General features: G+C 63.8%; 26 protein-coding genes. 11 read left to right on the top strand and 15 right to left on the bottom strand.

Annotation, left to right across the window (positions count from 1 at the left end; translation table 11 throughout):
- Positions 1–13: 13 nt before the first annotated feature.
- The 3 genes from GXH28_RS08230 to GXH28_RS08220 all read right to left on the bottom strand — a co-directional run bounded on the left by GXH28_RS08230 (position 14) and on the right by GXH28_RS08220 (position 3,010).
- Entirely contained in the window at positions 14–916 is a 903-nt protein-coding gene (locus GXH28_RS08230) for an ATP-grasp domain-containing protein (protein WP_169238542.1), read from the bottom strand.
- Between the two features lie 104 nt (positions 917–1,020).
- Positions 1,021–1,746, bottom strand: coding sequence for an esterase family protein (locus tag GXH28_RS08225; protein WP_169238541.1), 726 nt, complete (start codon positions 1,744–1,746; stop codon positions 1,021–1,023).
- 13 nt (positions 1,747–1,759) lie between these two features.
- Positions 1,760–3,010 carry a S8 family serine peptidase gene (locus tag GXH28_RS08220; RefSeq protein ID WP_169238540.1) on the bottom strand — a complete coding sequence of 417 codons (1,251 nt, stop codon included), beginning with the start codon at positions 3,008–3,010 and terminating at the stop codon, positions 1,760–1,762.
- Positions 3,011–3,195: 185 nt separating this feature from the next.
- On the opposite strand from GXH28_RS08220, the gene GXH28_RS08215 reads away from it, so the two are divergent.
- Positions 3,196–3,471 carry a hypothetical protein gene (locus GXH28_RS08215; protein ID WP_169238539.1) on the top strand — a complete coding sequence of 92 codons (276 nt, stop codon included), beginning with the start codon at positions 3,196–3,198 and terminating at the stop codon, positions 3,469–3,471.
- Positions 3,472–3,732: 261 nt separating this feature from the next.
- Here the strand turns inward: GXH28_RS08215 and GXH28_RS08210 are convergent, their stop codons facing one another.
- From GXH28_RS08210 to GXH28_RS08185, 6 genes are all read right to left on the bottom strand, one after another.
- Positions 3,733–4,026 (bottom strand): P-II family nitrogen regulator, encoded by a 294-nt coding sequence (locus GXH28_RS08210; RefSeq protein ID WP_169238538.1) that lies wholly within the window; start codon positions 4,024–4,026, stop codon positions 3,733–3,735.
- Positions 4,027–4,064: 38 nt separating this feature from the next.
- Positions 4,065–5,030 (bottom strand): sodium-dependent bicarbonate transport family permease, encoded by a 966-nt coding sequence (locus tag GXH28_RS08205; RefSeq protein WP_169238537.1) that lies wholly within the window; start codon positions 5,028–5,030, stop codon positions 4,065–4,067.
- 3 nt (positions 5,031–5,033) lie between these two features.
- Positions 5,034–6,020, bottom strand: a complete 987-nt coding sequence (locus GXH28_RS08200) for a sodium-dependent bicarbonate transport family permease (protein WP_169238536.1) — start codon at positions 6,018–6,020, stop codon at positions 5,034–5,036.
- Positions 6,021–6,116: 96 nt separating this feature from the next.
- A complete protein-coding gene (gene secF / locus GXH28_RS08195) occupies positions 6,117–7,082 on the bottom strand; it encodes a protein translocase subunit SecF (protein WP_169238535.1) in 966 nt (321 codons plus the stop codon).
- Complete coding sequence (gene secD / locus GXH28_RS08190) at positions 7,082–8,491, bottom strand: protein translocase subunit SecD (RefSeq protein WP_169238534.1); 1,410 nt, start codon at positions 8,489–8,491, stop codon at positions 7,082–7,084. Before secD ends, secF begins: the two co-directional genes overlap by 1 nt.
- A 129-nt stretch (positions 8,492–8,620) precedes the next feature.
- On the bottom strand, positions 8,621–8,803 hold the full coding sequence (locus tag GXH28_RS08185; RefSeq protein WP_169238533.1) for a hypothetical protein: 183 nt from the start codon (positions 8,801–8,803) through the stop codon (positions 8,621–8,623).
- Positions 8,804–8,948: 145 nt separating this feature from the next.
- On the opposite strand from GXH28_RS08185, the gene GXH28_RS08180 reads away from it, so the two are divergent.
- The gene (locus GXH28_RS08180) at positions 8,949–9,323 is read left to right on the top strand and encodes a metal-sulfur cluster assembly factor (RefSeq protein WP_169238532.1); all 375 of its coding nucleotides are present in this window, start codon (positions 8,949–8,951) and stop codon (positions 9,321–9,323) included.
- Positions 9,324–9,349: 26 nt separating this feature from the next.
- On the opposite strand, the gene GXH28_RS16830 is transcribed toward GXH28_RS08180, so the two are convergent.
- Positions 9,350–10,543, bottom strand: a complete 1,194-nt coding sequence (locus GXH28_RS16830) for an MFS transporter (protein WP_169238531.1) — start codon at positions 10,541–10,543, stop codon at positions 9,350–9,352.
- Between the two features lie 73 nt (positions 10,544–10,616).
- Positions 10,617–11,384, bottom strand: a complete 768-nt coding sequence (gene thyX / locus GXH28_RS08170) for an FAD-dependent thymidylate synthase (RefSeq protein ID WP_169238530.1) — start codon at positions 11,382–11,384, stop codon at positions 10,617–10,619.
- A gap of 23 nt (positions 11,385–11,407) precedes the next feature.
- Between thyX and GXH28_RS08165 the strand changes: the two genes are divergently transcribed.
- The gene (locus GXH28_RS08165; RefSeq protein ID WP_169238529.1) at positions 11,408–12,247 is read left to right on the top strand and encodes a SirB1 family protein; all 840 of its coding nucleotides are present in this window, start codon (positions 11,408–11,410) and stop codon (positions 12,245–12,247) included.
- 10 nt (positions 12,248–12,257) lie between these two features.
- On the opposite strand, the gene GXH28_RS08160 is transcribed toward GXH28_RS08165, so the two are convergent.
- Genes GXH28_RS08160 through GXH28_RS08145 form a run of 4 tightly spaced genes read right to left on the bottom strand, consistent with a single transcriptional unit; the run spans position 12,258 to position 15,436 of the window.
- Positions 12,258–13,163, bottom strand: a complete 906-nt coding sequence (locus GXH28_RS08160; RefSeq protein WP_169238528.1) for an ABC transporter permease — start codon at positions 13,161–13,163, stop codon at positions 12,258–12,260.
- The gene (locus GXH28_RS08155) at positions 13,164–14,084 is read right to left on the bottom strand and encodes an ATP-binding cassette domain-containing protein (RefSeq protein WP_169238527.1); all 921 of its coding nucleotides are present in this window, start codon (positions 14,082–14,084) and stop codon (positions 13,164–13,166) included.
- A 55-nt stretch (positions 14,085–14,139) separates the two neighbouring features.
- The gene (locus GXH28_RS08150; RefSeq protein ID WP_169238526.1) at positions 14,140–15,066 is read right to left on the bottom strand and encodes an NAD-dependent epimerase/dehydratase family protein; all 927 of its coding nucleotides are present in this window, start codon (positions 15,064–15,066) and stop codon (positions 14,140–14,142) included.
- A 22-nt stretch (positions 15,067–15,088) separates the two neighbouring features.
- On the bottom strand, positions 15,089–15,436 hold the full coding sequence (locus GXH28_RS08145; RefSeq protein ID WP_169238525.1) for a histidine triad nucleotide-binding protein: 348 nt from the start codon (positions 15,434–15,436) through the stop codon (positions 15,089–15,091).
- A gap of 31 nt (positions 15,437–15,467) precedes the next feature.
- On the opposite strand from GXH28_RS08145, the gene GXH28_RS08140 reads away from it, so the two are divergent.
- From GXH28_RS08140 to GXH28_RS08105, 8 genes are all read left to right on the top strand, one after another.
- Positions 15,468–16,436: a cation diffusion facilitator family transporter gene (locus GXH28_RS08140; protein ID WP_169238524.1), complete on the top strand. Its 969-nt coding sequence runs from the start codon at positions 15,468–15,470 to the stop codon at positions 16,434–16,436.
- 285 nt (positions 16,437–16,721) lie between these two features.
- Entirely contained in the window at positions 16,722–17,120 is a 399-nt protein-coding gene (gene crcB / locus GXH28_RS08135) for a fluoride efflux transporter CrcB (protein WP_169238523.1), read from the top strand.
- A 4-nt stretch (positions 17,121–17,124) separates the two neighbouring features.
- On the top strand, positions 17,125–17,472 hold the full coding sequence (locus tag GXH28_RS08130) for a DUF190 domain-containing protein (RefSeq protein WP_169238522.1): 348 nt from the start codon (positions 17,125–17,127) through the stop codon (positions 17,470–17,472).
- Between the two features lie 28 nt (positions 17,473–17,500).
- On the top strand, positions 17,501–18,673 hold the full coding sequence (locus tag GXH28_RS08125) for an MFS transporter (RefSeq protein ID WP_169238521.1): 1,173 nt from the start codon (positions 17,501–17,503) through the stop codon (positions 18,671–18,673).
- 220 nt (positions 18,674–18,893) lie between these two features.
- Positions 18,894–20,402, top strand: a complete 1,509-nt coding sequence (locus GXH28_RS08120) for a sugar ABC transporter ATP-binding protein (RefSeq protein ID WP_169238520.1) — start codon at positions 18,894–18,896, stop codon at positions 20,400–20,402.
- Between the two features lie 32 nt (positions 20,403–20,434).
- Complete coding sequence (locus GXH28_RS08115; RefSeq protein ID WP_169238519.1) at positions 20,435–21,463, top strand: ABC transporter permease; 1,029 nt, start codon at positions 20,435–20,437, stop codon at positions 21,461–21,463.
- Between the two features lie 73 nt (positions 21,464–21,536).
- Positions 21,537–22,574 (top strand): sugar-binding protein, encoded by a 1,038-nt coding sequence (locus tag GXH28_RS08110; RefSeq protein WP_169238555.1) that lies wholly within the window; start codon positions 21,537–21,539, stop codon positions 22,572–22,574.
- A complete protein-coding gene (locus GXH28_RS08105; RefSeq protein ID WP_169238518.1) occupies positions 22,574–22,789 on the top strand; it encodes an FmdB family zinc ribbon protein in 216 nt (71 codons plus the stop codon). The genes GXH28_RS08110 and GXH28_RS08105 overlap by 1 nt, the downstream gene beginning before the upstream one ends.
- The last annotated feature ends 8 nt before the right edge of the window (positions 22,790–22,797 follow it).

The following is a 22,797-nucleotide window of genomic DNA, read 5'->3' as shown; positions in this document are numbered from 1 at the left end:
CGCTCGGGCAGGTTCACGCCCGATACGGCGTCGGCTGCGGGCAGGGTGACTTCGCCAGCGCGATGCACATGTCGGCCATCTTCTCCACACACCAGCGGTGATACTCGTAGCCACAGGAGTTGATGTCCATGTCCGGCGCAGGATTCATGAAGTCAATCGCATAGGGCACGCCGTCGCGAATGGCCCACTCGATCGTGTTCATGTCGTAGCCCAACGCGCGCACCAACATCAGCGATTCGCGCACGACGCGTTCGTGCATCTCCGGCGTCAGGTCGTGCCTGAGATAACGGCGGTTCACCGGGTCGTACTTGGCGACATAGACGTGCTCTTGCCCGATGCACATGCAGCGCAAGTAGTTCTCCCAACGGATGAACTCTTGCAGCACCATGGTGAGCAGGCCGCTCTCGTTGTAGCGTGCGAACAGCTCATCCATCGAGTGCACAACGAACACCCCCTTCCAACCGCCGCCGTGCGCATCCTTCAACACCAACGGAAAGCCGCCCAGGTAGTCCACGTGCTCAGCCCAAGGGATGGGATACATCAAGTTGCGCAAGCTCTCGTTGTGCACGATGCCCGGTACGTAGTCTTTGTTCGGCAGCACCACGGTCTTCGGGCTGTGGATGCCCAACTTCGTGGCCAGCGACGCCTCGAAGAACTTGTCGTCGGCCGTCCACATGAAAGGGTTATTGACGACATACGTGCCCTGCAACACGGCATTCTTGAGGTAGGAGCGGTAATACGGCACCTCATGCGAGATGCGATCCACAATGACTGCGTAGGGGCACGGCTCGTTCATGCGCGTGCCGCCTAGCTTAGCGTATTCGGCAACCACGCCCTCGTTGCGCTCGTTCACTTCTTCAATGAACGCCGGCGGCCACGACCATTCGCGGCCTACGATCACTCCGATCTTTTTCATGCTTCCTCCCAAGTTGCAGCCATTCAGATGGGCCAGGTGCAGGCGGCTAGCAGTCCGAGGCCAGACCTGAGAGCCAGGAGCGTTGCATGACCCATCGCCCTGCCTTAATCATGTCCTCCGATATACAGATGCAACATGCGCTTCCAATAAGGCCAGTCGTGCGACCAGCCCTCCCACAGCCGCAGCGCGTTGCCGATGCCCTTGCTCCACAGCACGGCGCTCATGCGCTCGGACTCGTGGCGCAACGAATCGTCCTTGCCGGTCGCCAAGATGATATCCATCCGGCGCAGCGCCTCCAACCGGCCCCAGTCATGTTCATGCTGGATGAAGTCCATCGGGTTGTTGAAATACACGTTGTCGTCGCTGTAGCCGCCGGTGAAGCGCTTGATGTCATACATCCCGCTCATGCCGATCATCCGGCCCACCAGATGCGGGAACTTGAACGCGAAGCAAGCCGCATGGTACGCGCCGAAGCTGGCGCCGAGCACGATCAAAAACGGGTTGTCGTTCTTGGCGCGGCTCAACGGCAACACTTCGTTGACCACATAATTCATGTATTGGGTGTGCCGCCAGCCGCGATGACCAGGATGCGCTGTGTAGTTGTACCAGCTTTCGCCGTCCACGCTATCCACGCAGTACACCTGCAGCCAGCCCTGGGCGATGTGATGGCCCAGCCCGTCCGGGCCGAACATGCCACGATCCTCCCACTCGAAGAACCGGCCGCGCGAGGTGGGAAAGACCAGTGCGCGCGCGCCGTGATGGCCGAAGATCAGCATTTCCATCTCTCGACCGAGCGACGGGCTCCACCACTTGTGATATTCCCGGTTCATGCCTGCATCTCACTCAGAAGCCAAGCGACGAAGACGCAGAGCGCATCTCCCCCTTTGCTTTATACCGTTGCAGCCTTGGCCGCCGTCGCTTGAGCTTGAGCGCGGCGGCGACGGCGGCCCCGGCATGCACAACGCCGGCCCCCTGACGCTCCGGCGGCGCGTCGTCCAACGGCTCAGCCGTCTCGATCAGAATGCGCTTCACCTGCGCCGGCGTGAGCGACGGGTTCGCTTCCAGCATCTGTGCAACAACAGACGAGACGATCGCCGCAGCAAACGATGTGCCGTCCACGTGCTGGTAGTGCGGGTGGATGAATTTCTGATCGTTCATCCGCTGACGCACGATGCGCCGAATCTCATGCAGGGGCTTGCTCATCGTCTCGGCGCTGATGTTCTGGCGCGCCTCCTTCGTGCGCAGGATGCGCGCAAGCTCGGCGTCCGTGGCGCGCTCAATCCTCCACAGGAACTGCGCCTCGTTGTGCACCTTTGTCCGGGGCAACATCGGCGCAGCAATCCACTGCGCCGGTGCGATCACTTCCGGCTTAGCGGCGCCGCGCCCGCCCCGGCCATAGCTGGAGTGATACAACGTCCAACGCGACCGGTCAAGCGAATTGTGATCGTTCAACCCGCCTACGGTGATTGCCGATGGCGCACTGGCCGGCGACACCACGCGCTGCGCGCCGCTATTGCCGGCAGCGCACACCACCACCATGCCGCGCGCCACGGCTTCCTCCACCAGCGCATCCAGCGCAGTGAGCTGGCCGTCGGATGAACGATCACCACCCAGCGAGATATTGATCACCCGCACCTCAAAACGCTGCGCATTGTCCAACAACCAGCGCAGCGCGCGGCTGATGTCTTGTTCGCCAATGTGATGGTTCTTGAGATTGCCGGTCTTGACCAGGACCACGCGCGCGCTTGGCGCAAGGCCCGAGTAGCGATACATGCTCATGAAGCCGTTGCCCGCACACACACAAGAAGTCATTGTGCCGTGCCAGCTTGATCGATGCGGAATGCTAAAGCCGACGTTCTCACGGACGCTTTCGCCGCGCGCATCGGCGAAATAGGCGATGCGATTGGTCGGCTGCGTCAAATCGGGATGGGGATAGAAGCCCGAATCGAGGAAGGCGATGGTGATGCCTTTGCCGGTGTAATGCGCGTCGGCGCGCATGCGCAGCGGGGTGGGCAGGACAAGCTCGACATCTTCCAGATCGTTGATGAACGGCAACTGCATCGGCAGGCGAAAATACCACAAAGCGCGCTGCACGGGTAATATCCGCGGCGACATGAACGGGCCGCCCCACGCTCGCGTTTGTGCTGCTCACATCTTCGTGGATGGCGGTCTGCGCTCGCTGCCATCACCATAGCGCCTGCGGTTCTACACCACACGACAAGCCGTCGAGGACCTGGCGGTCTCCCGGCAAGCGATGGGCGAAGCGCGCATCTGGCTCTATGGCGAAAGCTACGGCGCGCAGTTCGCCCCTGTGGTATGCCGCCATCCACAGCGAACACATCGCCGGATTGATCCTCGACGGCGCAGTGGACCTCACGCTGGACGGCATCCAATTCGCCCGCGATACCGCGCGCGTTCAACGGCGTGCTGCTGGCAACGTTGAAGGATTGCAACGCGAAGCCAGAAGGCGAACACAGGCTGCTCCAACATGTCATCGCCTGCAGCGTCTCGTGGCGACTACACGCCGCTGGCGCGGCTGTTCTGCGCTGCGCTAGGACTCGACTCGGTTACCCGGACGCCACTCCCGCCATCCGGCTACTCCGACGCGATTCACGCTATCCGCGTGCGCCTTCTCAGCCGGCTTCAGCCTGAGCGGAACCGGCCTATACGATCCTGACAGAGATTATTTCACGCTGGACGTACGAGTGATCGGCGACCGGGGCGGTGTGTTGCGCTACATCCACGAAGGCACGTCGGTTCGGGTGACCGGCGCGCTCGACGGCGGCGCGATGGATTCGCGGCGAGAATGAGCGCGCTCAATGTTTCACCCACCACGCATCAGACACCAGGCACACCCCGCCGCGCTGCTTGAGGATCGGGCGGATGGCCTCGATGATGGCCGGCAACTGCGACTCGTCGCACGTGCTGAGCAGATAGCTGTTCTTGAACACGCCGCTCAGCTCATCGCCGCGGCGAATGCCGCGCTCGCCTTTGCCGATGACATCGGGCACGATGGTGTAGCCGGAGACGCCGTGCTGCTCAAGCACTTGCGCCACACGCTCGATCTCCAGCGCGTCGGTGACGATCTCGATTCGCTTGATGGCTTGCATGATGGGATTATCGGCCAGGACGCGGAAAGATCATCTGCTCACGGCCACAACGCGGAAATTGCGCTCATGTAGAGCGGGATGCCGAGCACGACGTTGAACGGGAAGGTGAGCGCCAGGGCCATCGTCACGTAGAGCGCCGGATTGGCCTGTGGTAGCGCTTGGCTCATGGCTGCCGGCACGGCGATGTAGGACGCGCTGGCGCACAACACGACGAAAAGCAACGCGTCGCCCACCGGCAGGCCGATCAACCGCGCGATGCCCATGCCCAGCGCTGCATTGACCGGCGGCAGGCCGAACGCGAACGCGATCGGGAAGGCGCCCATGCGCTTCAGATCGCCCAGCCGTCGCCCCACCACCAGCCCCATGTCCAACAAAAACAAGCTGAGCAATCCGGGGAACAGCGACTCGGTGAAAGGCGTGAGCACGTCGCCATTCGCTTTGCCGGCGATGTAGCCGATCGCTAAGCTGCCCACCAGCAACACCACCGAGCTGTTGAACAGCGCCTCGTGCAGCAACACCGTTAGTTGGCCCTGGATATCATCGTTGCGTTGGCCCAACCGCGCCAGCAACATGCCGACGACAATGGCCGGCGACTCCATCAGCGCAAGCGCGGCGGTCATGTAGCCACCCTGCGGTTCACCTAGCCGCTGCAGAAACGCCGTCGCCGTGACGAAAGTGACCGCGCTGACCGAGCCGTAGGTCGCCGCGACCGCCGCCGCATCGGGCCGACTCAGGCGACGCCGAAGTATCGGGAAGGCGTACAGCGGCACGGCCAGCGCCATCAGCAGGGCCGCGCCCAGTGCCGGCAGAACAAGCCCTCCGTCGCTCTCGCGCAGCGTCACCCCGCCTTTGAAGCCGAGCGCCAGCAGCAGGTAGAGCGACAGCACCTTGGGGATCGGCGCCGGCAGCTCCAGGTCCGACTTGACCAGGACGGCCAAGATGCCCAGCAGGAAGAACAGCACCGGCGGGTTGAGCAGATTAGAAACCACCAGCTCAGCGCTCATCGTTCAGCGCACCAGCGTATGCAGCCACAGGGCGAACTGGTAATACAACGGCAGCCCGATCACGAGGTTGAATGGGAAGGTGATGCCCAGCGACGACGTGAGGTAGATGCTGGGGTTGGCCTGTGGCAGCGCCGCGCGCACCGCCGCCGGCGCATCAATATACGACGCGCTGGCCGTGATCGCGCCCAGCACAAAGCTGCCGCCGGGCGAGAGGCCGGCCAGCACACCCAGCATCGTCCCCAGCAACCCGTTGAACACGGGGAAAGCCACACCGAAGGCCAGCAGGCGCGGGCCAAGTCGGAAGAACTCACGCAATTGACGGCCGGCGACCATGCCCATCTCCAGCAAGAACAGCGTCAGCACGCCGCGGAAGGGATCTTCGAAGAACGGCTTGACCGATTGGAAGCCCGTCTCGCCGATCAACGCGCCGATGAACAGGCCGCCGAGTAACAGGATCACGCTGCGCCCACGCAGCGTGTCAATCAGAATTTCACTCATCGGCAAATTGCCGTTCAGCTCGGCGCGGCGCAAGCGCCAACGGGCGATGAACAGCGCGATCAGGATCGCCCACTCCATCAGGCTGACCAGCACCGGCATGAACGGCTCGGCCGGGCTGCCCAGCTTCTCCGCCAGCGACAGCGCCGCAAAGAAGGTGACCGAGGAAACCGACCCGTAGAGCGCGGCGATGCCGGCAGCGTTCGCAATGTCCAGCCGGATGAACCGGCGCGCCAGGAAGTAGGCCAGCGACGGCGTAACTACGGCCAGCAGCGCCGTCACCAGCGCTGGTGCGACGATCCGCCCCAGACCGGCCTCGGCCAGCTCCGTCCCACCTTTCAACGCGATTGAAAAGACCAGGTAAATCGAAATGGCGTTCAGGACGGGCTGCGGAAATTCCAGTTCACTCCTGACCAGCGTGGCAATAACGCCGACGATGAACGCCAACATCAGCGGCGAAAGAAAGCTTGTTCTGATGATCTCCAGCGTGTCCAACTTGTCTGTTCCGGTGCTTCAAAGATTGCAGTTGAAACAAAGACGCCTGGCGCGAGATGGGCGCCGGGCGACCGCAGCTTGGGGATTGCTCGGCCGTCACTTCCCGGCAATTGCCACCTGCGGCGTGCGCTGCTTCGTCCCCCACAAGTCGCGCTCGAACCAGGCCACTACCAGCGGGACGGCGACGAAGATGGACGAATACGTGCCGCTGATCATACCGATGAGCAGCACCGCAACGAACTGCTTGATGCTGGCCCCGCCGAACAACAGCAGCGCCGTCAACACCAGGATGTTGATGAGCGACGTGGTGAGCGAGCGGTTCAGCGTCTCCAGCAAGCTGCGCGTGACGATGGTCTCGAATGACTCGCCACGCCGGCGCGTCAGATTCTCGCGGATGCGGTCGTACACCACAATGGTGTCCTGAATGGAGAAGCCGAGCACGGTGAGCATCGCGGTGAGGAACAGCGCATCAATCTCCCAATTGAACAGCGCGGAGAAGATGGCCGTAATGCCGGCGGCGATCAGGATGTCGTGGATGAGCGCAGCGATGGCGCACGCGCTGTAACGGAAGGCGCGATCTGCCTTGCGGAACGACCACCACACAAACAGCAAAATCGCCACGGTAGCCACAACGACCGCCACGATAGCGGCCTGAGTGACCTGAGCGGCCACCGTGGGACTGACCGACTGAATCTGAGTGCGGTTCTCATCCATTGGCGCTTCTTGCGCCAGCGCGTTGCGGATTGCCTGCGCGCGGTCGCCGGCGACGAACGCCGTGCGCACCTGCCAGGTGTTTTCGGCCGGGTCACCCAGGCGCGTGATGGCAGGATTGGTGACGCCGAAGGATTGAAAGACGCGACGGATTTGCTCCTCGCTGACAGGCTGGTTGAACTTCAGCTCGAAGCGGTTGCCCGGCAAGAAATCCACACTCAGCCGCCAGGGCGTATGGGTGGGCAGCGTGATCACATTGTAGATCATCGCCAGCACGCCCAGCAAGATGACCAGCAGCGACAGGGTGAAGTAGTAGCGACGATTCTCGACGATGCGGAAGAGATCGAACATTAGACTCCCAACAGTGCGGCGCGGCGCGCCTCGATCGTCTCAGCCTGCTCACTGAACGTGATGCGCATCAACGTGCGCGTGACGAACATGGCCGAGAACAGGCTGACGAAGATGCCCAGCGACAGCGTGATCGCAAAACCCCGCACGGCGCTAGCGCCGAAGGTATTACCGAACACGAACAGGATGGCGCAGGTGATCAACGTGCTGATATTCGAGTCGCGGATCGAGGGCCATGCGCGCTGGAAGGCCGCTTCAACGGCCGCACGCATCGTGCGTCCGCCGCGCAGCTCTTCGCGGAAGCGCTCAAAGATGAGCACGTTGGCGTCCACCGCCGCCGCCACCGAGAGCAGAAAGCCGGCGATGCCCGGCAGCGTTAGCGTGACCGGAACCAGCACGAACAACGCCAGCGAGGTCAGCATGAAGAACACCAGCGTCACCGCCGACAGCAGGCCGGGCAAGCGATAACGCGCAACCATGAAGGCGATCATCGCAATCAGCGCGATCGCGCCGGCAACTAGGCTGCGGCGGATCGAATCCGCGCCCAACGTCGCGCCGACATCGCGCGTGGTCTCGATGGTGAGCGGCACCGGCAGTGAACCATAGCTCAGCACCAGCGCCAGGTTGTTGGCGCCCTCACGCGTGAAGTTGCCGCTGATGGAGCCATCGGCGCTCAGCACGGCGCGGATGGTCGGACAAGAGATCACGCGCTGATCGAGCACGATGCACATCGCCTGGTTCAACTTCTCGCTGGTATAGCGCCGAAAGGCCTCCTGGAACTGCGGCTTGATGGTGAAGTTAACGACGTTGCGACCCAGGTTGTCGAGGCCGGGCGTAGCCGATTGCAGAATTTCGCCGGTGAAGGCGGTGTTGTACACCCGAGTTGCGGCCTGTGCGTTCAAGGTCTCACTGATCGGCTTGCCGGTCGGCAGCGTCTCCGGGAACAGCAATCCGCCATACAAGCTGTACGTTGTCGAGATCGGCGTGCCGTCGAGCAGCGGGGTAAAGCCCGCGTCCACGAACTCAAGCTGGCCGGTCTGCTTAATCAGGTCAATGGCCAGGTTGCGGTCGGTCACGCCCGGCAGCTCGACCAGGATGCGATCGTCGCCTTGCTGCTGGATGATCGGCTCGGCGACGCCCAGGCCGTTCACGCGGTCCTCGATGATGCGCCGGGCTGATTCCATCTGCTCCGGTGTGGGTTGAACGCCGCCCGGCAGGTCGCTGGCCAGCAGCACCTGTAGGCCACCCTTCAAATCCAGCCCCTGCTTGATCTGTAGGTCGCGCCCGCGCGGTTCCTGCCAGAAGACCAGGTTCTTCACGAAATCGGGCTTGGGCGTCGGCAGGACGATATACGCCGATATCGCCAGCAATGCGAGAATGATCAACAACCGGGTGAACGTGTTTTGACGCATGGGTCAGCAGTTTTCCATCCCTGGACTGAGGATGCGGCGGGGATTATAGCGGACGGGATACAGGCAAAGCGAAGCGCCCGGCGCGACTCGCTCATCGCGCCAGGCGCTGCACTGCTGGCTTACGCTCCTTCACCCCACCGGCTCCGGCTCGGGAACAGCCTCGACCGGCGCAGGTGCAGCTTCCGGCACGGGCTTTGCCGGTGGATTCATCTTGGTCGCCGTCTTTGGCACAGCAGCCTTCTTCGCGGCCTTTCGCGCCGCTGCCTTCTGAGTCGTCTTCTGGGTTGTCCTGGGCTTGCGCGTGGTTGCCATGCCTGCTTCCTCCTGTGCAAATCGCATGCGTCGCATATGAATTTAACCCAGCGTGAGCAGATGTCAACCGCCGGACGCTATAATCGCCTCATGAATTTGGACGGTGCGGATACCACACATCGTCTGCCCATTGGAGGTGACGCGAATGAGCGATGAAGTGAAGGCAAGCCCAGAGAGCAAATCTTCGGCGGATGTGGAGCCGAAGGTCAACCTGAACGAATACGCCGCCCTCGAAGAGAAGGTGCGCCAGGCGCTGCGCGAGGTATACGATCCCGAACTCGGCATGAGCGTGATCGAGCTAGGCTTGATTCGCAAACTGGAGTTCTCACCGGAGAGCGTGAACGTGACCATGATCCTGACGACGCCGTTCTGTCCCTACGGCCCAGCGCTCGTGGAGCAGGTGCGACAGAGGACGCAGGAAGCCGCCGAGCGGCCCGCCAAAGTCACCATGGGCCTGGAGATGTGGGAGCCGACCATGATGGAGGATCAAGCCGCAGCGAATTGGGGGTTGTATTACTGAGCGGTGAGCGGCGACCCCGCCCCATCCTACTCGGTGACCAGCCTCAGCGATAACGCGCCTGCGCCGGCGCGCGCTACGGCGGCGATCAACAGCCCGGCGGCGACGGGTAGGCCGGCAGCGACCATGGCCGACATCACCAACGGCCCGACGAACACCGCGAAGTTCACCACAGCCGTGTATGCCCCCACATAGCCCTCGAATCGCTCCGGCGGCGCGCACTGCACCATCAACCCATACGCCGTCACCTGCAACATCACCGACGCAGCGCCGCCGATGAAGCCGGCGATCCACGTCATCGGCAGCGCTGGGGCCAACGCCAGAATCCCCATCTGCAACCCCAGGCCGGCGCACGCCGCCGCGAAGACGCGCACATTGCCGAACCGCTCGGTCCACTGCGGCACAAACAAGCCGAACACGGCCAGACTCACCCAAAAAACGGCCAGATACCAGCCGAAGTCCACGTCGGTGGCCTTGAGCACGCGCACCATCTGTAGCGTGATCAGTGGGCCGGGCGCGTTGACCGCCGTATGCGCCAACAGCGTAATCAGCAAATAGTCGCGCGCCGGTGGATGCGCCAGAAGGTCGCGCAGGCGCGCGCGTGGGCGCATCGCCGCTTGCGCATCCAAGGGCAGCGGGCGCACCTGCCGCAAGACGAAGAAACCGACCAGGCTCATCGCGAGCGAGAGCGCACAGACGATGACGTAGTTCACCGGGCGCGGAAAGGCGTCCAGGATGGCCGCCAGAATGACCGTGAAGACAGCCATGCCGATGCCAAGCATCGTCCAGCGGTTGCTGACCAAGCGCGCCAGCCGGTCGGGCAGCGTCATGCGCGAAAGAAAAGCGGTGAACGTATAGTTGCTGAATCCGGCGACGAAGTTCAGCGCCACGACCACAATGACAATGGCCTCGGCTTGAAAGGCCGGCAGGAACAGTAACAACGGCACCCACGCCAGCACGCTGCGCCAAAGCAAGAGCGGAATGCTGATGTTGCGCGGCCAATCCGGCACGCGCCGCAGCCAAGCCGGCCCCAGTGCCGACGCCACCGTGAGCATGAGCGCCGCGCCGGAAGTGAGCAAGCCCAGCAACAAGGGTGAAGCGCCTAGCCGCGTCACCAGCACCGGCACATATTGGGTGACGACGACGATGAACGGCGTTGCCAGCAAGACCTCAACAGCGTTGAGGCGCTCGTTGCGAAGGGCGTCTTTGTGAGAGAGAGGCACGAGAGCAATAACGGGTTGCGAAGCCTGCGCTGCGTTCATCTCGCGCCCGCCGTGTGCCGGGATGGGCCGACCCTTATCTTACAAGGATGAATCGCTCAAACGCCTCCGCCGTCCAGGGCAACGCCGGCTTGAAGAAATGTTCGTAGATCGCCTGGGCGTAGACGCGAATCTCGAATTGCGCGTCTTCGGCCATGCGCAGGCTGAGGAAGTGCATCAGGTTATGCGCATCCACTTTGGCCACCCAGGTGTAATACACGGCGAAGCCGGGGAGGAAGAGGCGCGCTTGTTCGCGCGCCACGCCAGCATCCAGCGCCCGTTGGTAGAGCTGGTAGCCGCGCGCGTAATGCTCGCGTAACGCCGCAGTGAGCGGCGCGCCCTCTTCGGGCGTCAGCTCGCCCAGGCTGGCTTGCTTGTTCGACGGCGACTGCTTGCGCCACCCATCCGGCACGTAGAAGTCATCCTCATCGAAGGCAACGTAGCGGCCGGACTGAGCGTTGAACTGCCAGGTGCGATGCCGCACCCACTGCCACCAGGTGACTACCGGCGCGCGCACGCGAAACTTGAACTCCACCTGCTCAAACGGGCTGGTGTGTCGGTGCTGCATCAAGTAGAACAGCAGCTTCTTGTCTTTCTCGCTGCCCTTGCTCTCGCCCAGGAAAGACACGCGCGCAGCGTTAACGATGGCCAGATCGTCGCCCATCAAGTCTTGCAACTCGACCCAGCCCTTGTCCAGCACGGTGATGCGCTTGCCCAGCAGCGCGGCGCGGTTCGGGGGCTGAAAGACGGTTGCGTTGTCCGGCGCATGGCCTCGATTCGAGGATGATTCGTCGCTTGCGGTCATGGCACCTAATGGTAACATTTCGTATGGCAAACTTCCCTCTGGACGCTGCACTGGAAGGGTTTGCCCAAGAGGTCAACCAACCAGATGCAAAGATCAACCTTGCGCGCGCAGCGCTGGTGATGGGTCGGTTCGAGTACCCCGACCTCGACGTCTCCGGTTACCTCGACAAACTCGACCGACTGGCGGAGGCAGCCGGATGGGCGATCCGGTCCGCCGAATTGCCGGCGCTGATGCTGGCGCAGTTCCTCTTTGACACGCTGGGATTCACCGGCAACGCGCGACACTACACCGACCCGCGCAACAGCTTCTTGAACGAAGTGCTGGAGCGCCGGTTGGGCATTCCCATCTCGCTATCGGTGTTGTTCCTCGAAGTAGCGCAGCGCACCGGCATCCGCGCCGATGGCGTGGGGTTACCCGGTCACTTCATCGTCCGCGTGGTGCTGGACAGCGGCCAGGTGATCTACCTCGATCCGTTTCACGGCGGCGCCATCCTCTCCGAGGAAGACTGCCGCGAGCGCGTGCGCTCCATCACCGAGGGCAAGCTGCCGTTCCACGCCGCGTTCCTCAACCCGGTCGGCGCGCGCTACATCCTGATGCGCATGCTGAACAACCTTAAGAATTTTTACGCCGCAGCCAATGACTTCTATCGGGCAGCGAAGGTCGTCGAGCGCTTGCTCATCCTCAACCCCGACGATCTCTCCGAAGTGCGCAACCTGGGGCTGCTGTATGGATCGCTCGGCAGGCGCAGAGAGGCGGTCGCCCTGCTCGAAGCCTACCTGCAGGGCCGGCCCGACGCCCCGGACGCCGACACCATCCAGCGTTATCTCAGCGCGCTTTCGAGCGAAGTATCGCGTTGGAACTGAGCGCTCAGGGTTACTGCTGTTCGATGCGCGCCAAGCGCCGCACGGTCAGCGCGTAAAGCAACGCGCTTGCTGCCAGATAAACGCCCGTGAGGATCAAGAACGGCGACGGCAACGTGAGCGGTAGCCCACCGCCGACGGCGCCGTACGTGAACATCCACAGCTCACCTGTAGCGCTGAAGGAAGCCTCACTGGCCACAAACGCGCTGATCGGGCTAAGGCTGATCACCGCGATAAACACGGTGTTGAGCAGACTGGCCAGCACAGCGCCCGGACCAAGCACCTGGCCTAGGGTCGCGACGCCGATCAGCGCGGCCAGCGGGACGCCAACAACGATGCTCGATACGATGGCGTAGGCGCTCAGCGTGGCGCTGGCCGTCGTCTTGAACCGCGTCGAGAGATAAAGCGGCAACACCGTATACATCAGCGCGGATGCCAACACCCCACACAGCGCGATGACCAACTGGCGCGGCTCAACGCCGCCGAGCAAGAAGGCCAGGCTAAACAGCGGCAGCGTGGCGAAGAGGAGCAGCAACGTGAAGCCCAGCGCCGAGATCAGCTTAGCCTGCACAATCTGCGCCGGCGTCAGCGGCGTCATGCACAACACCTCGAGCGTTTTGTTCTCACGCTCGAGGCTGATGGCGCCGGCGGCGAAGGCTGGCGCAACAAAGCTGACCAGCAGCAACTGCATACCCACGAGGAAGTAGAACACGACTTGCCCAACGGCGCCGGTGCCGCCCACTGTGCGCGGGCTGCCCAGGACACCTACCATGTAAATCAGCACAGACAGACTGCTGGCGACGGCTAAATAGACCGTCATCACCGTGTGCGCCCGCGCATTGCGCATGCGCCCGGCCATCTCCTTGACCAGGATCGGGCTGAGTGGGAAGGTGGGCAGCTTGAAGTTAGGCGCGCCCATTCAGTCCTCCGCAAATGAAACCACTTGCACGCCGCTGTGCATGAGCGAGCGCAACAGCGCGCTGGCAGCCGCGTAGGTGCCATCGAACGTCACGCGCAGCTCTTTCAACAGCGCAACGCCGGCTGGCGCATCGGAGGACGCCGATGGTTGGTTGAACGGCTGCACATCCACCACGCCATGGGCCGCCTGAATCAGGTTCATCGCCAGCCGGGCATCGCCGAGGAACTTCACGGCAATCGTGCGATAGGGTGGCACGGCCGCCCGGATGTCCTCAAGCGGGCCGGTTTGCGCGATCCGGCCGGCTTGCAGTAACGCCGCGTGAGTACATAGGTCTTGCACCCCAGCCAGGTTGGGCGCGGTGAGCAGAATAGTCTTGCCCATGCTGCTCAGCTCTTTAAGCAGCGCGCGCGCTTCGACCTGCGCGCGGGGGTCCAGACTGGCCAGTGGTTCGTCGAGCAGCAACACGCGCGGATCATGCGCCAGAACGCGCGCCATGCCCAGGCGCTGGCGCATGGCGGGCGTCAGTCGGTCGGCCGGCGTATCCTTGCGATGATACAAGTCCACCAACTGTAATAAATCCGCGGCTAATGTCGCGCGCTCCTTAGGCGGCACACCGTAACACCCCGCAAAGAACGCGATGTACTCCGCGCACGTTTGATCGGGGTAAACGCCGAAATCGCTGGGCAAATAGCCCACCTGTCGCCGCACGCGCAACGGCTCGTTCACCACCGAACGCCCGGCGACGAACGCATCGCCCGCCGACGGTGCAACGAGCGTCGCCAGGATCTTCAGCAGCGTCGTCTTGCCCGCGCCGCGTGGGCCGACCAAGCCGAAGATGGCGCCTTGCGACACGGATAGGGAGACCCCCTCCAGCGCCATCCGTCCCCCGTAGGATTTGCTCAGTTCCCGGATTTCGATCACGGCTTTCAGGTTAGGTCGCGCAGATGAGAAGCGACTGAGCGGCCTGCGCCCGCAGTCAGGCGCCGCTTGCTCTGAACGCCTCAACCGTCCGGCGGATGCCCTCTTCCAGCGAGACCTTCGGCGCGTAACCCAGGCGCTCGCGCGCGCGCTGCAGGTCGGCGCACAAACGCGACACGCCGCCGCTTTCTGCCGTCACGCGCAGCGGGGTCAACTCCTTGCCGATCACCCGCCCCACCGTCGCCACCAACTCGTTGATGCTGGTGGGCACGCCGCTGCCGACGTTGATGATCAAGCGATTGACGTTCGGCGCGGTCGCCGCCGCGATCAGCGCGCTCACCACATCGTCCACGTAGACGAAGTCGCGCTGCTGTCGGCCGTCGCCGTGGACGATGATCGAGCCGCCGCTGAGCGCCTGGCGGATCACCGCCGGCACGACCGGCGGATGCGAGGCGCGCAACGGCTGGCCGGGGCCATAGGCGTTGAACACGCGCAAGATCACCGTGTCTATGCCCCACAGCGCGCCGATGGTGTTCACGTAGTATTCGGCGGCCAGCTTGCTCACCGCGTAGGGTGAGCCCGGGTTAGGAATCGCGTCTTCGCGCACGTGTTCTTCGGGCTGCTCGCCGTAAATCGCGCCGGAGGAGGTGAACACGAGCCGACGCACGCTGGCATCGCGCACCGCCTGGATCAAGGCCACCGTACCGCCCACGTTCGTCGCGTTGTACTCGCGCGGATACAAGATGGATTCAGACACCGACACACGGGCCGCTAGGTGATAGACGCAGTCCACGCCTTGTAAGAGCGACCAGAGTTTGGGGACATCGTTGACGTCGCCGCGCGTGAAGTGCACGGCCGGGTCGAGGCGCGATGGGTCGCCCGTGCTCACATCGTCAATCACGCGCACCACGTGGCCCTGACGAGCCAGCGCATTTGCCAACGCGACGCCGAGGAAGCCGGCGCCGCCCGTGATCAAGAATTTCATCTTCCCTTGCAGCGCAGCCCCATCAACCGGGCGGCCAGGTCATCTTGCGCCCGCCCAGCAGATGGACGTGCAGGTGATAGACCGATTGCCCACCATCGGGGTTGCAGTTCACCACCAGCCGATAGCCGCCTTCGGCAATACCCACCTGTTTGGCGATCTTTTGCGCCGTCAGCATCAACCGGCCGAGCAGCGCCGCGTCATCATCCGTCGCGTCGTTCATCGTGGGAATGACTTTGTTAGGGATAATCAGGATATGCGTTGGGGCGACGGGATTGATGTCGTGAAAGGCCGTCACCACCTCGTCCTGATACACGATCTGCGCCGGCACCTCCCGGCGCGCGATCTTTGCGAAGAGTGTGTCAGTCGGCATGGCACAGGATTTTATAGGCGATAATCGCGCCATGCGGCGTTCGTCGCTCGCGCGCTTCGCATGGCTTTCTACCGCTGCGGCGATCTTCACCATCGGCCTGAAGGGCTTGGCCTACCTGCTCACCGGCTCGGTCGGTCTGCTCTCCGATGCGCTCGAGTCACTGATCAACTTGGCCGGCGCGCTGATGGCGCTGGCGATGTTAAAGCTGGCCGCGCGCCCACCCGACGAAGCGCACGCCTACGGCCATACCAAAGCCGAATACTTCTCCAGCGGGATTGAGGGCGGGCTGATCACCGTCGCAGCGATCAGCATCGGCGTCGCAGCGATCAACCGGCTGCTCCACCCCCAACCCATCGCTCAGCCGGGGCTGGGCCTGGCCGTCTCCATCGTCGCATCGGCGATCAACCTCGGCACAGCGCTTGTGTTGCACAACGCAGGCCGGCGATACAACTCCATCACACTGGAAGCCAACGCCAAGCATCTGCTCACCGACGTGCTCACTTCGGTCGTCGTGCTGGGCGGCGTGGCGCTGGGCGTGCCGACCGGCTGGCTCTGGCTCGACCCGATCATGGCGCTGATCGTCGCTATCAACATCGCCCGGATGGGCATCCCACTGCTCGCTCGCTCGGCGAATGGCTTGCTCGACGCCGGCCTGCCAGAAGCGGATGTCGCAAAGGTGTACAGCGTGCTCGACCGCTACGCCAACAGCGAGGGCATCCGATACCACGCGTTGCGCACGCGCCAGGCTGCCGCGCGCAGCTTCATCTCGGTGCATATCCTCGTGCCGGGCCAGTGGAGCGTGCAATGCGGCCACCACTTGCTGGAGCGCATCGAGGCCGACATCCGCAGCGCGCTGCCCAACGCCACGGTGTTCACGCACCTCGAGCCGTTGGAAGATGCGGTGTCGTGGCGCGACCAAACGTTGGAGCGCAACGACGAACCGATGGAAGCGCCACCTAACGGCAGGCAAATGGATGAAACAGTGCGCGTCATACAGTAGCGACTCATGCCCCGGCGCGTCCGCTCAACACGCGGGTCTACCCGGATGCTGAAGTGAGCGTCATGCCGCTATTAGACCGCACTTTGCCGTGTGCTCATATGATGCGTTCGCCCTGGTGAATCGGGACGCCTCACCTTGACCGGATCGGACGCAAGGCGTAAACTAGCGTCCAGCGATGAAGCTCGCTGTCGCCGGTGACTAGAAGGTCCCGCGAGAACCGTCAATGTTGACTGATAGCTTCTGCCAAGGTGATTACGCGGCAGAAGCTTTTTTGTTGACGCTGCAATGGACAACGTCGCACTCAATCGCATCGTGTTGGTGGGCTTAGGCGGCTGCATCGGCGCGGTACTGCGCTATCTGTTCAGCGGCTACGTGCAAGGTGTGATGCAGAATGTGCAATTCCCTTACGGAACGATGGTCGTGAACCTAACCGGCTGCTTCATCATCGGCCTGTTGTCGCAACTGGCCGAGGCGCGCGGCGTGTTCACTACCGAGTCGCGCCTGTTCGTGTTCACCGGCATGCTGGGCGGATACACGACATTCTCCACCTTTGCCAACGAGTCCGTGAACTTGCTGCGCGACGGTCAGGCGCTGAGCACGTTCGCCAATGTCTCGGTGCAAGTCGTGCTCGGCCTGCTGGCAGTTTGGTTGGGCCGCGTCGCCGCTGCCCTGATCTGGAGGTGAAGCGATGGTGTTACCCGAAGAAGGCTATCTGCTGCGCATCTTCATCGGCGAGAGCGATCGCAAAGACGGCAAGCTGCTCTACGAATGGATCGTGCTCGAGGCCAAGCGCCAGGGCATGGCCGGCGCGACCGTGCTGCGCGGCATCATGGGATTTGGCGCCAATAGCCGCGTCCACACCGCCAAGATCGAGCGCCTGTCGGAAGATCTGCCCATTGTGGTCGAGATCGTTGACACGCAGGAGAGGCTGGAGCGCTTCTTCAACAGCATCGAAGGGAGCATCCGCGAAGGTCTCGCCACGCTCGAGAAGGCGCGCATCCGTTTCTACCGAAGCAAACCCACCGATACCCCCTGACGCTACCGGATACTGAACCCCACGCCCCATGCTCGCCAATATCAAAGACATCACGCGGCTCACCGCCATCCGCTTCGTGGTGCTGCTCGGTTTGGTCAGCCTGTTTGCCGATGTGACGTATGAGGGCGCGCGCAGCATCACCGGCCCATTCCTGGCCGTGCTCGGCGCAAGCGGCACAGCCGTCGGCATCGTAGCAGGGTTGGGCGAACTGCTCGGCTACGGGTTGCGTCTGATCTCCGGCGCAATCAGCGACCGCACCCGGCAGTACTGGGCCATCACCATCGCCGGCTACACAGTCAATTTGTTCGCCGTGCCGCTCATGGCGCTGGCCGGCCGGTGGGAGATCGCAGCGATGCTGATGATAGCCGAGCGCATCGGCAAGGCGATCCGCACGCCGGCGCGCGACGCGATGCTCTCACACGCCACCCAGGCCACCGGGCGCGGTTGGGGCTTCGGCCTGCACGAGGCCATGGACCAGGTCGGCGCGGTCGCCGGGCCGCTCGTCGTCTCCGCCGTGCTGTTCCTGCGCGATGATTATCCGGCGGCTTTTGCCATCCTGGCGATTCCGGCTGTGCTGGCAATCGGCGCACTCCTGCTGGCGCGATGGCTCTATCCGCGTCCTCGCGAACTCGAGATCGCTCGGCCCCAACTGAAGCCGCAAGGATTGCCGCGCGCCTATTGGCTCTACCTCGCCGGCGCGGCGCTGGCGGCTGCCGGATTCGCCGATTTCCCCCTGATCGCCTTCCACTTCGAGAAGAATGGCATCGCGCCACAGAACCTCATCCCGGTTTTGTATGCAGTGGCGATGGGCGTAGATGCGGTTGCGGCATTGGTCTTCGGGCGGCTGTTTGACCGGATCGGACTCGTGGTTCTGGCAGCCGTGACGGGGCTGAGCGCGCTCTTTGCGCCGCTGGTCTTCCTGGGCGGCTTGCCGGCAGCAGTCGTCGGTATGGCGCTTTGGGGCATCGGCATGGGCGCGCAGGAATCCATTCTGCGGGCGACGGTCGCCGGGATGGTCCACGCCGACCGACGCGGGACGGCCTACGGCATCTTCAACACCGGCTATGGAGTCGCCTGGTTCCTGGGCAGCGCGCTGATGGGCGTGCTCTATGACGCATCGCTGTCGGCGCTCATCGCCTTCTCGGTCGTCGTTCAGCTCGGGGCGGTGGGGATGTTCTGGCGATTGAGGGGACTGCGTTAGACGAATCGGCAGCGCCAGGTCAGCCGCGTCTATCCAGCGTCGAGGGCAAACGCATCTAAGAGTTTTAAGGTCGCCCGTGAGCCGGTTCAGGCGGCAGCGCTCGTCCCAGCCGGCAAGCAATCGCGCAGGCGGGCGCGCGACTGATCCTCTGCCCATGCGTAAGCCCTGCGCCCAACCGCTCCCCTTGCCCCGCGGCGCAGTTGCCCTACAATCCTGGCTGATGGCTATGCTCTTGGAGATGCGCGGCATCAGCAAGCGCTTCGGCGGCACACAGGCGCTGGACAACGTGCACTTCGCGGTGGACCGCGGCGAGGTGGTGGGGCTGCTGGGCGAGAACGGCGCCGGCAAATCCACGCTCATCAAAATCCTGGCCGGCGTGCACACCCGCGACCAGGGCGACATCCTCATGGACGGCCGGCCGGTCGCCATCCACAACCCACAGGACGCCCAGCGGCTGGGCGTCGCCGTCATCTACCAGGAGCTGAACCTCACGCCGAACCAGACCGTCGCCGAGAACGTCTTCTTGCATCGGCCGCAGCGCATGAGCAAGCTGCTGGGCAAGCTGGGCTTCGTTGACCGCGCCCGCCGCGCGCGGGAGACACAGGCGCTCTTCGAGCAGCTCGGCATCGTCGGGCTGGACCCGCGCCGCAAAGTTGGCGAGCTGTCAGTCGCCTTTCAGCAGCTCACCGAGATCGCCAAGGCGCTGGCGTTCGACGCCCGGCTGATCGTGATGGATGAGCCGACCTCGGCGCTGCCGGATGAGGAAGTGGAACACCTCTTCGCGATCATCCGCCGGCTGAAGGCGCGCGGCCTGGGCGTGGTGTTCGTCTCGCACCGCCTGAACGAGGTGCGCGCCATTTGCGACCGCGTCGTGGTGCTGCGCGATGGCCAAAACGCCGGCGGGCTGCCCATCGCCGAGGCCAGCGACGCGCGCCTGATCGCTATGATGGTGGGCCGCCCGATCGAGAACCTCTACCCCAAGCGGCCGGCCCAGCCGGGCGCGGTGGTGTTGGAGGTGGAGGGCTTGACGCGGCGCGGCGTGATCGAGGACATCACCTTCCACATCCGCGCCGGCGAGGTGGTCGGGCTGGCCGGGCTGGTCGGCTCTGGGCGCACGGAAGTGGCGCGGGCTATCTTCGGCGCCGACCGCGTAGATAGCGGCACGATTCGGCTGAACGGTCGGCCGGTGCACATCCGCTCGCCACAGGACGCGCGACGGCTGGGCATCGGTTATGTGCCCGAGGACCGCAAAGTGCAAGGGCTGGTGCTGGGCATGACTGTGCGGGACAACACGACGCTCACGGTGCTGCGCCAACTGGCGCGCGGCGGGCAGTTCATCAGTTGGCCGGAGGTGGAACGCACCGCGCAGCGCTACGTGGACGAGCTACAAGTGCGCCCCCCGCGCACCGACTTGCTCGTCGGCTCGCTCTCCGGCGGCAACCAGCAAAAGGTGGTGCTGGCCAAGTGGCTGGCCGCCAACCTCAACGTGCTGCTGCTCGACGAACCCACGCGCGGCATTGACGTGGGCGCCAAGGCCGAGATTCACGCCCTGATTGACGAGCTGGCGCATCGCGGCATGGCCATCTTGCTGATCTCATCGGAGCTGCCGGAGATGCTGGCCATGAGCGATCGCATCCTGGTGATGAGCGAAGGTCGTCTGGCCGGCCAACTCTCGCGCGCAGAGGCTACCCAAGAGCGCGTGCTGGCGCTGGCAAGCGGGAAGCGCTGAAGTATCAATTAATCACGTTGTCAGGTCGTCGTATGAGCACGAACGTTGCAGTAGAGAGCAAAGCTGCGAAGGCGGCTGCGCAGCAACCGTCCCTGTTGCGCCGGATCATCCAACGCCCGGAGACCAGCATTGTGCTGGTGCTGCTCACGCTCAGCCTGGTGCTGTCACAAAGCAGCAGCGCCTTCCTCACGTCGGACAACATCTTCAACATCCTGCGCAACAACGCCGACATCGCGATCGCCGCGCTGGGCGTCACCATGGTCATCCTGGCCGGCGGCATTGATCTCTCCATCGGCTCGACCATGGCCTTCAGCGGGCTAATCGCCGCAATGGCAGTCAGCCTGGGCGGGACGACAGCCTACCAGTTGCCGAGCTTCGGGCTGCCGCCGGCCATCGCCTTTGCCCTGGGCGTGCTGGCCGGCGCCACAGTCGGGCTGATCAACGGGCTATTGGTGGTGCGTTTGAAAGTCGTGCCGTTCATCGCCACGCTGGGCATGTTGGGTGTGGTGCGCGGGCTGGTGGTCGGCCTGACCAGCGGCCAGACGGTGCGCAACTTCCCGATCGAGTTCGTCGCGCTGGGCCAGGGCTACATCGGCCCGGTGCCCACGCCCGTCATCTTTCTGCTCATCCTGGCCATCATCGTCGCCGTTTTCCTCTCGTATCATGTGTGGGGCACATACATCTACGCGATCGGCGGCAACGAGACCAGCGCGCTGCTCACCGGCTTGCCGGTAAACCGCGTGAAGCTGCTGACGTACGTGCTCTCCGGCGCGCTGGCCGGCGTGGGCGGCGTGCTGGTGGTGGCGCGGCTGGGCGTCTCCGCGCCGACGCAGGCGCTGGGCTACGAGCTGTTCGTGATTGCCGCGGCGGTGATCGGCGGCGTGAGCCTCTCCGGCGGGCGTGGCACGGTGCTGGGCGCGGTGCTCGGCGCCATTCTGATCGGCGTGCTGAACAACGCCCTGGTGCTGCTGCGCGTGGAGAGCTACTGGCAACAAGCCTTCACCGGCGGCATCATCCTGCTCTCGGCGCTGATTGACCGCTTGCGCCAACGGCGAACTTGATATACCTTAAAGTTGGCGACGGGCAGACGTCGCCCGTCGCACGCGCGAAGTTCAAAAGGAGGGTAAGACTCGCATGAACACGAAGAAAGTTTCGCGACGCACTTTTCTGCGCGCAGCGGGCATCGGCGCCGGCGCCGTGGCGCTGGCGAGCTGCGCTGCGCCTCCGCCGGCTGCGCCACCCCAAGCCGCACAGCCGACCACGGCGCCGGCTGCAGAGAAGAAGCCGCTGACGTTCGTCTGGTCGCCCAAAGCGGTGAACAACCCGGTGTTCGACGTGGCCCGCCGCGGCGCACAGGATAAGGCCAAGGAGTTGGGCATCACCGTGGAGTGGGTCGGCCCCGAATCCGCCGACGCACAGAAGCAGGCCGAATTGCTCGACGCGGCCATCGCGCGCAAGGTGGACGGCATGGGCATCTCGTGCAACGACCCCGACGCGCTCAAGCCGGTGATTGACCGCGCGATGGATGCCGGCATCCCGGTCATCACCTGGGACTCGGACTCGCCCAACTCCAAGCGCATCACTTTCTACAGCCTGGACAACGAGGCTGCCGCGCGTAAAGGCGCCGAGATCATGGTGGAGCTGCTGAAGGACAAACCGAACAAGACCTACGCCATCCTCACCGGCGTGCCCGGCGCACAGAACCTGGAGGCGCGCATCCGCGCATTCCGCGAGGTGGCCGATCCGGCCGGTTTGCAGTGGGTGGCCACCGACCCGTGCAACGACGACATCCAGAAGGGCATTGAGGTCGTGGAGAACCGCCTGACCGCCAACCCCGACCTGGCCGGCTACTTCATGGCCGGCGCATGGCCGCTGTTCGGCGACATCAACGCCATGCCCAAGTTCCAGGCCGCAGCCAAGGCCGGCATGAAGGTGGTCGCCTGGGACATCTTGGAGAACGAGCTGAAGCTGCTCAAAGAGGGCCTGGTGCACGCCCTGATCGGCCAGAAGTTCTACGGCTGGGGCTACGATGCCGTCGGCATCTTGTACGACATCGTGGTGAACAAGAAGGAGTACCCACCCTTCGTGGACACCGGCTTCGACCTGGTGCGCACGCCGGAAGAGGCCGACGTGTTCCTGAAGAAGTGGGAGACCGGCAACTGGAAGGACTGATGGCGCTACGCGAATACCGTTGCGCCAAGTGCGGCGCAACCTTCGAGCGCATCATCCGCAACGCACGCGATGAGCGCAAAGTCGCCTGCCCGGAATGTGGGGAACACCGCGTGCGGCGGCTGATCTCGCGCTTCGCCACCGCTGGGGTATCGAGCGATTCGCAGGAAGCCAGCAACTGCGCGTGCGGCGGCAGTTGCGCCTGCGGGCGCCATTGAGCGCAAGC

Origin of the sequence: Candidatus Roseilinea sp. NK_OTU-006, from assembly GCF_012931985.1 — a bacterium.
Taxonomy (GTDB): domain Bacteria; phylum Chloroflexota; class Anaerolineae; order J036; family Brachytrichaceae; genus JAAFGM01.
This window is presented reverse-complemented; position numbering and strand designations above follow the sequence as displayed.